At 69.4% G+C, this 12,502-nt stretch carries 13 protein-coding genes; 4 read left to right on the top strand and 9 right to left on the bottom strand.

What is annotated here, in order from left to right; genetic code table 11:
- Positions 1 to 40: 40 nt before the first annotated feature.
- The 4 genes from AC07N1_RS07625 to AC07N1_RS07610 form a co-directional block, all read right to left on the bottom strand.
- Entirely contained in the window at positions 41 to 1,144 is a 1,104-nt protein-coding gene (locus AC07N1_RS07625) for a DUF4167 domain-containing protein (protein WP_494671250.1), read from the bottom strand.
- A gap of 254 nt (positions 1,145 to 1,398) precedes the next feature.
- Positions 1,399 to 2,268, bottom strand: a complete 870-nt coding sequence (gene prmC, locus AC07N1_RS07620) for a peptide chain release factor N(5)-glutamine methyltransferase (protein WP_494671249.1) — start codon at positions 2,266 to 2,268, stop codon at positions 1,399 to 1,401.
- A gap of 177 nt (positions 2,269 to 2,445) precedes the next feature.
- On the bottom strand, positions 2,446 to 3,390 hold the full coding sequence (locus tag AC07N1_RS07615) for a CPBP family intramembrane glutamic endopeptidase (protein ID WP_494671248.1): 945 nt from the start codon (positions 3,388 to 3,390) through the stop codon (positions 2,446 to 2,448).
- Between the two features lie 230 nt (positions 3,391 to 3,620).
- On the bottom strand, positions 3,621 to 4,385 hold the full coding sequence (locus AC07N1_RS07610) for an MOSC domain-containing protein (RefSeq protein ID WP_494671247.1): 765 nt from the start codon (positions 4,383 to 4,385) through the stop codon (positions 3,621 to 3,623).
- An 89-nt stretch (positions 4,386 to 4,474) separates the two neighbouring features.
- Between AC07N1_RS07610 and AC07N1_RS07605 the strand changes: the two genes are divergently transcribed.
- Together AC07N1_RS07605 and AC07N1_RS07600 are read left to right on the top strand one after the other, a co-directional pair.
- Positions 4,475 to 5,731, top strand: a complete 1,257-nt coding sequence (locus tag AC07N1_RS07605; RefSeq protein WP_494671246.1) for a YihY/virulence factor BrkB family protein — start codon at positions 4,475 to 4,477, stop codon at positions 5,729 to 5,731.
- Positions 5,732 to 5,778: 47 nt separating this feature from the next.
- Entirely contained in the window at positions 5,779 to 6,303 is a 525-nt protein-coding gene (locus AC07N1_RS07600; RefSeq protein ID WP_494671245.1) for a GNAT family N-acetyltransferase, read from the top strand.
- A 165-nt stretch (positions 6,304 to 6,468) separates the two neighbouring features.
- Here AC07N1_RS07600 and prfA read toward each other — a convergent pair whose 3' ends face one another.
- Positions 6,469 to 7,530, bottom strand: a complete 1,062-nt coding sequence (gene prfA, locus AC07N1_RS07595) for a peptide chain release factor 1 (protein WP_494671244.1) — start codon at positions 7,528 to 7,530, stop codon at positions 6,469 to 6,471.
- Between the two features lie 189 nt (positions 7,531 to 7,719).
- On the opposite strand from prfA, the gene AC07N1_RS07590 reads away from it, so the two are divergent.
- Positions 7,720 to 8,247: a DUF1993 domain-containing protein gene (locus tag AC07N1_RS07590; RefSeq protein ID WP_494671243.1), complete on the top strand. Its 528-nt coding sequence runs from the start codon at positions 7,720 to 7,722 to the stop codon at positions 8,245 to 8,247.
- A gap of 7 nt (positions 8,248 to 8,254) precedes the next feature.
- Here the strand turns inward: AC07N1_RS07590 and AC07N1_RS07585 are convergent, their stop codons facing one another.
- The 3 genes from AC07N1_RS07585 to AC07N1_RS07575 all read right to left on the bottom strand — a co-directional run bounded on the left by AC07N1_RS07585 (position 8,255) and on the right by AC07N1_RS07575 (position 10,376).
- The gene (locus AC07N1_RS07585) at positions 8,255 to 9,094 is read right to left on the bottom strand and encodes an alpha/beta hydrolase family protein (RefSeq protein ID WP_494671242.1); all 840 of its coding nucleotides are present in this window, start codon (positions 9,092 to 9,094) and stop codon (positions 8,255 to 8,257) included.
- Between the two features lie 62 nt (positions 9,095 to 9,156).
- Positions 9,157 to 9,648 (bottom strand): molybdopterin-dependent oxidoreductase, encoded by a 492-nt coding sequence (locus tag AC07N1_RS07580; protein WP_494671241.1) that lies wholly within the window; start codon positions 9,646 to 9,648, stop codon positions 9,157 to 9,159.
- A gap of 56 nt (positions 9,649 to 9,704) precedes the next feature.
- A complete protein-coding gene (locus tag AC07N1_RS07575) occupies positions 9,705 to 10,376 on the bottom strand; it encodes a LysE family translocator (protein ID WP_494671240.1) in 672 nt (223 codons plus the stop codon).
- A 97-nt stretch (positions 10,377 to 10,473) separates the two neighbouring features.
- Here AC07N1_RS07575 and AC07N1_RS07570 point away from each other — a divergent pair, with 97 nt between their 5' ends.
- Positions 10,474 to 11,856 (top strand): aminotransferase-like domain-containing protein, encoded by a 1,383-nt coding sequence (locus AC07N1_RS07570; RefSeq protein WP_494671239.1) that lies wholly within the window; start codon positions 10,474 to 10,476, stop codon positions 11,854 to 11,856.
- A gap of 97 nt (positions 11,857 to 11,953) precedes the next feature.
- On the opposite strand, the gene AC07N1_RS07565 is transcribed toward AC07N1_RS07570, so the two are convergent.
- Positions 11,954 to 12,502, bottom strand: a 549-nt coding sequence (locus AC07N1_RS07565; RefSeq protein WP_494671238.1) for a hypothetical protein, incomplete at its 5' end; no start/stop codon positions are given.

Below are 12,502 nucleotides of genomic sequence, written 5' to 3'. Positions count from 1 at the left end.
TATGGGTTTAGCGCTAGCCAAGTCCTCACGGCAGATTGCGTCAGGCCTCTTCGGATTCCGAAGCCGGAGCCTCGCCGCCTTCGAAGCTGCGCGGGGCGCGGCGACGACGGGGCTTCTTGACCTCTTCCGCGGCGGCCTCGGGGGCCGGAGCGGCGGGGGTTTCGGCCGCCGGAGCGGCTTCGACCTCGACCTTGGCGGCCTTCGGCTCGGACTTGCGGCCGAGGAACGCCGGGGCGTGGCTGACCGCGCCATCCTGGCCGCGCAGCACCGGCGAGCTTTCGCTCACGGGCGCCTCGCCGCCCAGCGGGGCGGCTTCCGGCTCGATTACGGCCAGCGGATCACGCTCGCCGCGGTCACGATCGCGATTGCGGTCACGATCCCGGTCGCGGCGCGAGCGGCGGCCTTCGCGGGCCTCGCCCTGGAACTCGCCGCCTTCGGCCGCCGGACGCTCTTCGCGCGGCTGGCGCTCTTCGCGGGGGCGATCGTCGCGCGGCCGATCATCACGGGGACGATCGTCACGGTCGCGGAAGCGATCTTCGCGAGGCCGGTCGTCACGCGGGCGGTCGTCACGGGGACGGTCGTCGCGGTTGCGATCGCGGTCGTCGCGGTCGCGCCAGCGGTCGCGGCGCTGTTCGCCCTGGCCCTGGCCATCGCGCGGACGGTCGTCGCGGTTGCGATCACGGTCGCGGTTCTCGAAGCGGTCGCGGTTGCGGTCGCGGCGTTGTTCGCCCTGACCTTCGCCGCCCTCGCCGCCTTCAGCGCCCTCGGCGGGCGCCTCGACGGCGGCCGGGGCCTCGACGACCTCTTCCGGCTCGGCTTCGAAATCGATCTCGTACGCCGAGTAGGCGTCCTTGCCGATGATGTCGCTGACCGACCGATTCGGCTGGATGGCGCGCAGCACACGGAAATAGTGCTCGGCGTGCTGCAGGTAGTTTTCGGCCAGCACCCGGTCGCCGGACGACGAGGCGTCGCGGGCCAGCTGCTGGTACTTTTCATAGACGCTCTGGGCCGCGCCGCGGACCTTCACGCCGTCGGGACCGTTCGAATCGAAGGCCCGGTTGGCGTTGTGCTGCTGTGGCTTGCCACCACCGCCCCCGCGGTTGTTGCGGCCACGCTGGCGCTTCATGCCCTTGAAATCTCTCATCTTCTCTTCTGAACCTGTCCGACCGGGAAGCTTTGCCTCGATCGGTATTCGGTCTCTTGAGACTGGGTGGGCCCGTCTAGGGCTCGCCTTCGATGTTCTTGAGACCTGGGTTTCCGTAGAGTCTCCGTCCGGATCGGGCGCGGCGTTCGGCCTCGTCGGCCGTTCGCGCCTGCCGGATGCGTCTGGCGACCGTCGAAACGACCGCTCTTCCCGTCACCCAGCGATTTGGAAGGAGACCCTATTCGTCTAGCGCCTCACGCCGCCGTTTCCAAGGGGTTTTTGAACCCCGTGACAACGCGGTCGTGGGTGGAGAGGTCCTTGACCGTCCGCACGTTCTGCGCGCCGGCCGCCTTGAACAGGATCTCGACGTCCGCCGACTGGTCGAAACCGATCTCGACGCAGAACAGGCCGCCGGGCTTGAGCACCCGCAGAATCTCGGGCGCCAGGGCGCGATAGGCGCTCAGGCCGTCGGTCCCGCCGTCCAGCGCCAGGCGCGGCTCGTGGTCGCGCACTTCCGGCTCCAGGGTGTCGATATGGGCGGTCGGGATGTAGGGCGGGTTGGACACCACCACGTCGAACGACGCGTCGCCCAGGCCCGTCGTCCAGTCGCCGCGCATCAGCGCCAGGCGGCCGTCGAGATCCAGGTTGGCGGCGTTTTCACGCGCCACGGCCAGGGCCTCCTCGGAGATGTCGATGCCCAGGCCCTTGGCGGCCGGCCGCTCGGCCAGGATGGCCATCAGCATCGAGCCCGAGCCGACGCCCAGGTCCAGCAGGTTGAAGGCCATGGTCTCGGGGAAGGCCTTCAGCACCTCGTCGACGATGACCTCGGTCTCGGGACGCGGGGTCAGCACGTCCTTGGTCACCGACAGCAGGATCTTCCAGAAGCCCTTGCGGCCGATGATGTGGCTGACCGGCTCGCGGCGGGCGCGGCGCTCCAGATAGTCGTCCAGCGTGGCGACCTGCTCGGCGGTCAGCTCGCGATAGGGGTCGGTGATGATGTCGGTGCGGCTGACGCCGGCGGCGACTTCCAGCATCAGGCGCGCGTCGATGGCGGGCTGATCGATGCCGGCTTCCTTCAGGCGCTCCTTGGCGCCGTTCCAGGCTTTGACGAGAGTAAGGGTCATGGCGGCTCCAATAGCGCGTCGCGGCGGCGAGGGCGAGATTGCAGGTGGATACCGATCGCGATTACCCCCGGCTTGTCGGAGGCTGCCATGAGACATCACAACGCGATCACCCTCGACGCGCGCACCCAACTCCCGTCATCCCCGCCCGCTTCGTGTTCGCAACCGACAAGGGCGCGGCTACGAAAGCGCTTCTGAAAAGGCTTTGGGCTGCGCCTTGGACGCCGCCTTCAAGGCCCCCGTTGCAATCAGATAGGCCGAGCCTCCAGCAAGTACGATCGTCGTGGCGACGCTGGCCTCTGGGCCGAAGGCCCCGCCGGTAAGCCACCACGGTGCGCTCGAGACCGGCGCCAGGCTCACGACGACCGGCGTGATGGCGACCTTCTGGCCGCTGACCTCCAGTCCGAAACCCGTACTAAGGAGGGCGTTCCAGGCCGTATGGAAGGCGCACACGCCCCACAAGGATCCTTCCTTGACGGCGTAGAGACTAAGCAGGACGGCAAAGAGAAACAGGTTGAAGAGCCCGAGCGCGAGCTCCTTCGATGGATCGATATTGCTCGCATGGAGCAGAGCAAAAAAGCCGGCGTTGAGAAGAACGGCGGCGATCAATCCGTGCCTGGAGGCGACCAGAGGCATCAGCCAACCACGCAGCATGGTTTCTTCGGCGGCTCCCTGGATCACATACCCGCAAAACAAGGCGAGAAACGGCGTCAGAACGGCCGGCGCCAGCAAGCCCAAGGACAAATCCCCGGCGACCTCGTAACCGCCCGCGGCGAAAATGACGCCGACGACAGCGCCGAGAGAGAGCCCTCCGACGAGCAGCCCGCGCAAATAGGCGCCGGCCATCCCGGCGTTGAAGCCCAAGGCCGCGGGTGATCTGCGCTCGAACAGAAACGCCCAGGCGACAATGAGAAGTATGGTAACGCCGCCACCGGCCAAGTAGATGGCAAGCGGCTGCCATTGCGTATCGAGGTCCGCCTTGTGGTACCCCATCGGCTTCAATACGGCGAAGATGGTCGTCAGCTGCCCGATCAAAAAGAAAACGACGACCAGGATCAGTACCGCAGCGGTCCACGTGCGCCGACTTCTGGCGGCGCGCGGCGCAAAAATCTCGACTCCACTCATATTCCCCCTCCGGCTGCCTCAAGAAACAAGGTCACATGCCGCGCACCTATATTGGGGATGCGCAGATCATTTTTTGGCACATGCTGTAGAGGCGCCGGGGCAGGCGCTTGGATGCAGTAATTTTCATTAATTGTTTGTCAGGACGACCAAGTCGCCGCCCCGAGGCCGCATCGAGCAAATGTCGATTTCGGCGAACACACGCCCTTGCGGCGGGAATGACGAGAAAAAGGCTAGCCTTCGACCACCACCGCATCGCCCCGCCCCACCGCGCCGCCTTCGGTGACGTTCAGGTAGATGCCGCAGAACATGTGGCCGTAGTTGTCGAACAGGGCCTTCACCACCTCGATGTCGCGCTCGGCGGTGATCGGGTCGACGTGGGTGGCCGCGCAGCGGACGATGGGCTTGAGCACCTGGGCGCTCGCCGCGCCGACCCGCACCGTGCGGCCCGTCCAGCCGTTCTCGGCCCAGGCCGGCCAGCCCTCGACATAGAGGTTGGCGCGGAAGCGCAGGGGATCCACCGGGCGGCCGACCTTTTCGGCGAGGTCGCGCACGCTGGCCAGATTCACGATCGAGACGAAGCCCGACTTGCTGTCCATGAACCGGTGCGCGCCCGGCCCCTCCAGCACCCGCAGCGGCCCCCTCGCCTCGTCGCCAAGCAGGGCCGCCAACCACGCCTCGAAGCCGCGCCGGCCGGCCTCGCCGCGCAGGTCGCCGGCGAAGGCTTCCAGCCCTTCGGCCGAGGCGGTCAGCACGCCGGTCGCCTCGTCATAGGCCGTGCGCGCCCTGGCCACCTGCGGGATCTTGGCCAGCACGGTGAACTTCATCTTCGACAGGTGCCCCGGCGCGTCGGCGTCGAAGCCGCTGGGACCGTCCTCGACCGCATAGAGCCGGTCGCACGGGAAGCAGGCGCCCGCGCTCAGCGTCGCGGCCTCCAGGCGCTCGGGCGTGAAGCCCTTGACGGGATGGCGATAGAGCGAGGCGACCTGGGCTTGCATGAAGCGGAAGGTGATCGCGGCCGCCCAGCTTGGCAAGACGGGGAACGCAAGGCCCGCCCGATGGTTTGTCGAACCAGGGAGGCCCGCTCATGACCGACACCGCGCCGCGACGCCCCATCCGGTCGTGGCTGGCCACGCGGCCCTATCACCTCGCGCCGTGGATCCTGCTGCTGGCGGTCGCGCCGTTCGCCTTTCCCAAGCGCCTGGAACCGATCGAGGAACCCCACGCCCCGCCGCCCGGCCTGTCGGAAGACCGGACCATGCCGCCCGACGAGTTCGACGCCGCCGAGCCCAGGCGCGGCCGCGCCGCTCGCCACCCCCATGGCATCCCGCTGCTGGGCTGGCGCGACATCCTCTGGCGCACAGCTCGCGAGATCAGCGTCGACAAGCTGCCGTCGGTGGCCGGCGGCGTGACCTTCTACACCCTGCTGGCCCTGTTCCCGGCCATCGGCGCCTTCGTCTCGCTGTACGGCCTGTTCGCCGACGTCGGGGCGGTGGAGAAGCAGCTGCAGGAGATGGCGACCGTCTTCCCCGCCAGCGTCGTCCAGATCGTCGGCGAGCAGATGCTGCGCCTGGCCGGCCAGGAGGGCGGCAAGCTGGGCCTGGCCTTCGTGGTCAGCCTGCTGCTGTCGATCTGGAGCGCCAACGCCAGCATGAAGGCGCTCTTCGACGGCCTGAACGTCGCCTATGACGAGGACGAGAAGCGCAACTTCGTCGGCAAGACCCTGCTGACCTACGGCTTCACCCTGTGCGCCCTGCTCTATGCGGTGTTCATCGCCGCGGTGCTGATCGCCGCGCCGATCGTGCTGGAACGCGTGGGCCTGGGCGCGATCTCGGCCTTCTGGATTCCGCTGCGCTGGCTGCTGGTGCTGCTGGTCACGGCGCTGGCCTTCGCCATGCTCTACCGCTTCGCCCCCTGCCGGGCGCGGCCGCGCTGGCGCTGGGTGGTGCTGGGGGCGCTGTTCGGCGCGGCCGCCTGGCTGGTGGGCTCGCTGGGCTTCTCGCTCTACGTCAACAAGGTCGCCCACTACGACGCCACCTACGGACCACTGGGGGCGGTGATCGCCTTCATGGTCTGGGTGTGGTTCTCGATCATGACCGTGCTGGTCGGCGCCGAACTCAACGCCGAGATCGAGCACCAGACCGCCCACGACTCCACCACCGGCCCCGAAAAACCGATGGGGGCGCGCGGCGCTGCCATGGCCGACACGGTCGGTCTGGCCTTCCACCCCTGGGAGATGATCAAGCGCGAGGCCGGCACGGTCAAACGCATCGGCGGCCGCTACTGGGGCCACGCCACGCGGATGGGCCGCAAGGAGCCGCCGCCACCCGAATCTGAGACTTGAAGCCTGAGGCTTGGCGCCGCGCGCGACCCATGGCTTAGCTCGCCGCCATGATCTTCGCCCCCGCCCTTCCTTCCGAACACGACGCCCTCGTCGCCCTGGTCAATTCCGCCTATCGCGGACAAGGCGCCCAGGCCGGCTGGACCACCGAGGCCGGCTATATCGACGGCCAGCGGATCGACCTGGAAAGCCTGCAGGCCGATCTGGCCGCCGCTCCGGACGCTGTGATCCTGACCGCCCGCGACAACGAAGACGGGCCGATCCTGGGCTCGGTCTGGCTGGAGCCCGCCGAGCCGGGCGTCTGGTACCTGGGCATGCTGACCATCCGCCCCGACCTGCAGGACCGGCAGCTGGGCCGCACCCTGCTGGCGGCCGGCGAGGCCTTCGCCCGCGAGCGCGGCGCGACCCGCATGCAGATGACCGTGGTCCACATCCGCGACACCCTGATCGCCTGGTACGAACGCCGCGGCTACGCCCTCACCGGCGAAACCCGCCCCTTCCCCCACGGCGACGACCGCTTCGGCAAGCCGCTGCGGGACGATCTGGCGTTCGTGGTGATGGAGAAAACCATCTGATCCCTCTCCCCTTGCGGGAGAGGGTGGCCTCCGGAGGAGGTCGGGTGAGGGGTCGCACGTACAGAAACGCCGCGGCGGCCGATCAGCCGTCGCGGCGTCTGATTTCTGAGAGACCCCTCATCCGTCGGCTTCGCCGACACCTTCTCCCGCAAGGGGAGAAGGGCCTTAGTCTTCCAGGCTCGCCAGCCTCGCCGCCTGGTCCTCGGCGATCAGCGGATTGATGACGTCGTCCAGGGACTCGCCCTCGATCACCTTGGCCAGGTTGTAGAGGGTCAGGTTGATCCGGTGATCCGTCACCCGGCCCTGCGGGAAGTTGTAGGTGCGGATGCGTTCCGACCGATCGCCGCTGCCGACCTGGCTCTTGCGGGCGTCGGAGCGGGCGTCGTCCAGGGCCTGGCGCTGCATGTCGTAGAGCCGGGCCTTCAGGTTCTTCATCGCCTTGGCGCGGTTCTGGTGCTGGCTCTTTTCAGAGGACGTCACCACCACGCCCGTCGGCAAGTGGGTGATGCGCACGGCCGAGTCGGTCTTGTTGACGTGCTGGCCGCCGGCGCCGGACGAGCGGTAGGTGTCGATCCGCAGATCGCTTTCCTTGATGTCGATCTCGACGTCCTCGGCCTCGGGCAGCACCGCGACGGTGGCGGCCGAGGTGTGGATGCGGCCTTGGGCCTCGGTCTCGGGCACGCGCTGCACCCGGTGCACGCCGCTCTCGAACTTCAGCCGGCCGAACACGCCGTCGCCGGTGATCGAGGCGATGATTTCCTTGTAGCCGCCCATCTCGCCTTCGGAGACGCTGTCGACCTCGACCCGCCAGCCCTGGGTGACGGCGTAGCGCTGGTACATGCGGAAGAGGTCGCCGGCGAACAGGGCCGCCTCGTCGCCGCCGGTGCCGGCGCGGACTTCGAGGATGGCCGAAGCGTTCTCGTCCTTGTCCTTCGGGGCCAGCATCAAGGCCAGCTCGCGCTCCAGGATCGGCAGGCGCTCGTCGAGGGCCTCGATCTCGTCGCGGACCATGGCGGCCATCTCGGGATCGGCGGCCATCTCGTCCAGCTCGGCGCGCTCGGCCGACAGCTTGGCCAGGCGTTCGACGGCCTCGGCCACCGGCCGCAGCTCAGCGTGCTCCTTGGAGAGCTTGACGATCTCGGTCCCATCGGTGGCCGCGCCCATCCGGGCCTCCACTTCGCGGAAACGGTCGAGAACCTGGTCGAGGCGGGCCTGGGGCAGTCGCAAGGGGAGAGATCGCACGGCTGAAGAATGGGCCGGTCTCTCTAGGCCCTTTCCGGGGGGAAGGGAATGGAGGCGCGGCCAGGCGCCGGCTGCTGACGCCCATCGTCATCAGTATCGTTTGAAAACTTACAGGACTGGGGCTAGCTAGGTGAAGAGCCGACCGCGCTACGCGGCCTGCCCAGGGAAACGCCCATGTCCTTTTCGATCCACCACGTCACGGCCACCGCCTTCACGCGCGGCCTGACCACGCTGTCGAACCTGCTCGACAAGGCCAAGGCCCATGCGGAAGCCGCCGGAACCGACCCGGACGCCTTCGTCCAGGCCCGCCTTTTCGAAGACATGCTGCCGCTGGCCGGCCAGATCCAGCGCGCCTCCGACGCCGCCCGCGGCGGCATGGCCCGCTTAAGCGGCGGCGTCGCCCCGCCCATGACCGACGACGAGACCACCTTCGCCCAACTTCAGGATCGCGTGGCCCGCAGCCTGGCCTATGTGCAAAGCGTTCCGGCCGAAGCCTTCGAAGGCGCGGAGACCCGCGAGGTGGTGTTCCCCGCCGGGCCGCTCACCCTGGGCTTTTCCGGGCTGGACTACCTGCTGGAGTTCGCCCTGCCGAACTTCCAGTTCCACGTCGTGACCGCCTACGACATCCTGCGCCATCACGGCGTGCCGCTGGGCAAGCGCGACTACCTGAACCTGGGCGCGGAACGGGTGCGGGCGGCTTAGGGCCGCCCTATCGCGTCTTCCAGTCGGCCAGCGGCGTCGAGGTCTGGGCGGCCAGCACCGCCTCGGCGGCCGGGTCGCCCAGCACCTTGGCCTTCAGGAACGCCGTGCTCAGCGCCGAGGCCTCGGCGAAACCGGGGTCCTCGGGATGATACGACATGCTGTGGCCGACGCCCTTGCCGACCCACAGGTACTTGCCGCCGGGCGCGCTGGTGTCGAACGGGTAGAGGTGCTCATGCCAGTCCGCGATCATGCCGGGCAGGACGTCCTTGTCGCCGGTGATCATCATCATCGGCCCATTGACGCCCTGGTAGGCGGTCGGGCCGATCAGGCCCTTGATGACGCCAGGACTGGAGAAGCACAGCACGGCCTTGACGTCCGGATTGCGCGCCGGGATCACCGTCTCCAGCGCCCCGCCCATCATCAAGGCCATCAGGCTGCCGTAGGAGTGCCCGGCTGACGCCACGGGCAGACTGGGAAGGTCGGCGGTGATCTCCAGGGAGGCGGCCGCCAGGTCCAGCAGGCGCAGGGCGAAGGCCTGGCGCAGGGTGTATTTGCCGCTGTCGGGACTGGCCTTGGAGTCGACGTGGGTCGGCGCGACCACGAGGAAGCCGGCCGCGCTCCAGGCGTCGAACAGCGCCTGATAGTTGGACGGCTGGCCGCCGGCGCCGTGCGAGAAAAGCAATAGCCCCTTGGGCTTTTCGGGTCGCGCCAGCAGGACGGGCAGCGTGCGATCCTGGACCTTCAGGGTGATGGTCTCGACCTTCGCGGTCCCCGAGGCCGCCCCGAGCAGCGGCGCGGCGGCCAGCGAGCCGGCGCCCAGCAACAGGGCGCGACGATCGATCATCATGGGAATCCCCCTACACACTTCAGGCGCGCAGCCTGGACCGGATGCACGCTGGGTGTCGAGCCTCAGTAGGCCGGCCGCACCTCGATGGCGCTGACCTGCCTGGCCGAGCGCGAGGGCTTCCTGTCGCCGTCCACCACCACCCGGTAGGGACCCTCGCGGGCGTCCAGCGGCTGGCCGTTCTTGCGGTCGGCGATGACCACCGGATTGTCGCGGTAGAACGGGTCGGTCTCGGCCAACGACAGGATCGAGGTGTAGCCGTCGGCGGCCTTCACGATCACCACCTGGTTCAGGTAGCGGCCCATCAGCCGGTCGCCGTGCACCACGCCTGCCTGGACCAGGGCGGCGTTCAGCAGCACGCCCTCGTAGACGGCGCTCTTGCCGCCCTCGACCATGGTCGCCTTGCCGCGCGGCAGGGCGGCGAAGTCGGCCGGGGTCAGCACGATGCTGTCGCGGCCCTGCACGGTGACCTTGATGTCCTGCGCCCAGGCCGACGAGGCGAAGGCGGCGGGGGCGAGCGCCAGGACGGTTGCGGCGAGGGCGGCGACGAGGCGCATGGCGGACTCCTTGAAATCCACGCGATGTGACGCCGGCGCCCGCCCCCGCGCAAGCCTCAACCGCGCCAGGCGAAGACCAGGGGCTTGCTGATCAGCGCGAGGTCGCGCGGTGCGGTCTTGGGCGCATGGCCGCCGCCGAAGATCGTCGGATAGAGCGAGATCACCAGCAGCACGGCCATGGTGATGTTGAAGCCGCGCAGGACCGCCGGCCGGTCGAGGAACCGGCGCAGGGCCATGCCGAAGCCGGCCCAGGCGGCGCTGCACGGCGCGCCGACCAGCATGAACAGGCCCGCCAGCATCGGCACGACCAGGATCGAGCCGCCTTCCGGCGCATAGGTGGTCACCGCGCCCAGGGCCATGGCCCAGGCCTTGGGATTGACCCACTGGAAGGCCGCCGCGGCCCAGAACCCCATCGGCTTGCCGCCGGCCTCGCGCTCGGAGACGCCCTTGGCCGTACCGATCTTCCAGGCCAGCCACAGCATGTAGGCCGCGCCCACCCAGCGCAGGATCTCGTGCAGCACCGGCCAGGCCTTGAACACGCCCGACAGCCCAAAGCCCATGGCCAGCACCATCGCTCCCAGGCCCAGGCTGATCCCCAGAATGTGCAGGATCGTGCGGCGGAACCCGAAGTTCGCGCCCGACGCCAGCAGCATCATGTTGTTGGGACCGGGCGTGCCGGCGGTGGCGAAGGCGAACAGCACGAAGGCGAGGATCAGTTGCGGGGTCATCGGGACCTCCCTGGACAGGAATGTCACGGTGATGATTTTGATTGATCCATGAGTCAAAACTTATATTGATACAGTGACAATGTAGCTGGAGCGCCTGATGGCCGCCGCCTGGACCCCCGCCCTGCCCGACGGCGACGCGCCGATCTACGAGCGCCTGGTCGAGGCCCTGCGCGCCGATGTGGCCTCCGGCGCCCTGCCGGCCGGAACCCGCCTGCCGCCGCAGCGCGAACTGGCCCACCGCCTGGGCCTGGGCCTGGGCACCGTCACCCGGGCCTATGTCGAGGCCGAGAAGGCGGGACTGGTCAGCGCCCATGTCGGCAGGGGCAGCTTCGTCAATGCGCCGGGCGCGATCGGCTCGCCGCGCCGCCGCGAGGGACCGATCAACCTGGCCCAGAACGTCGCCCTCAACTGGCCGGCCTCGCGGGTGATCGGCGAGACGATGCAGCGCCTGCGCCGGCGGCCCGACCTCGCCGACCACCTGGACTATTCGCCCGCCGCCGGGCTGGAGCGGCACCGCCGGGCCGCGGCCGGGTGGCTGGCCCGCAGCGCCGGCTTCGAGACCGCCGACTGGACGCGCCTGGCCTGCTGCGCCGGCGCCCAGCAGGGCCTGGCCCTGGCCTTCGGCGCGGTGGCGCGGCCGGGCGACGCGGTGCTGTGCGAAGCCTCGACCTTCCACGGCATCCGCGCCCTGGCCGCCCACGCCGGCTATCGCCTGAAGGGCGTGGCCATGGACGACGAGGGCCTGAGGCCCGACGCGCTGGAGGCCGCCGTCGCCGCCACCGGCGCGCGGGTGGTCGCCGTGCTGCCCACCCTGCAGAACCCCACGGGACGGATCATGTCGCTGGCCCGGCGCGAGGCCATTGTCGCTCTGGCCCGGCGCCTCGACCTGATCCTGATCGAGGACGACATCTACGGCGCCTATGCACCCAGCGCCCCGCCGCCCCTGGCCATGCTGGCGCCCGAGCGGGTGTTCCACGTCTCCGGCGTCTCCAAGACCCTGGCCCCGGGCCTGCGGGCCGGCTTCGTCATCGCTCCCGACGACGCGGCGCTGGAGCGGATCCTCGAGACCATGCGCGCCATCGCCTACGCCCCGCCGGGCTTTGGCATGCTGATCGCCGGCCAGTGGATCGAGGACGGCACGGCCGACGCCATCCTGGCCGAGATCCGCGAAGAGACCGCCGCCCGCGTCGCCATGGCCCGTTCGATCCTGGGCAATGCGCTGGCCGGCCCCGCCACCCCGACCGCGCCGCACCTGTGGCTGCCGATGAGCGAACTGGAGGCCGAGCGCCTGGCCGGCCGCGCCCTTCGCGGCGGCGCCGAGGTCACCCCGCCCGCCGCCCCTATCGTCGAGCCGGGTCTGGTCACAGGCGTGCGCCTGGCGCTGGGCGCGGCGGCCGACCGGGTCGAGCTGGAAGAGGGCCTGCGTATCGTCGCCGCGGCCCTGGCCGACGTCGACGAGCGCGCCCGGCCGGTGATCTGAAACGCCAGGCCAGAACGAAAAACCCCGACGACGCAGGGCGCCGCCGGGGTCCGTTTCTCAGCGATCAAGAGCCTGAAAACAGGCCCAATCGCGCAGGCTACTTGCCGGCGGCGGCGCCGCCGGAGGTCTTCAGGCCTTCCTGCAGACGCTTGACGAAGGCCTCGATATTGGCCCGCATCGCCGCCTCGTTAGCCTTGCGCAGGCGCTCGACGGCCAGCAGGGACTCGCCGAAGTGAGCCGTGCCCGTGGCCGCGACCGTGTCGTCGAACACCGGCGCGCCGCCGGCGACCGGGATGGCGCTGTAGCGCACCTTCGAGGTCACCGACATGTCGATGCCGGCCATCGGCCGCTGCAGGTCGACGATGCTGGCCTTCAGCTCCAGCGAAGCCTTGTCGCTGCTGTCGGCCAGGTAGTTCAGCCCCTTCAGCGAGGTCTCCAGCGCCACCTTGAAGTCCTTGTCAGAGACGTTGGACATCCACAGCGGGTTGGTCTCGCCGCCGCCCTGGACGGCGGCCACGCGGAACGCCTTGTAGCCCGGCGCGCCGGGCGCGACGGCCGGAACCGTGCTGGCGGTGATCGTCATCTGCTCGGGCTTGGAGGCGCTGGCGCAGGCGGCCAGGGTCAGCAGGCCCGCGCCGACCAGGGC

This window comes from Caulobacter sp. GW821-FHT09B11, assembly GCF_059418205.1.
The sequence above is the reverse complement of the archived record's forward strand: the minus strand, read 5'-3'. Positions and strand labels throughout refer to the sequence as shown.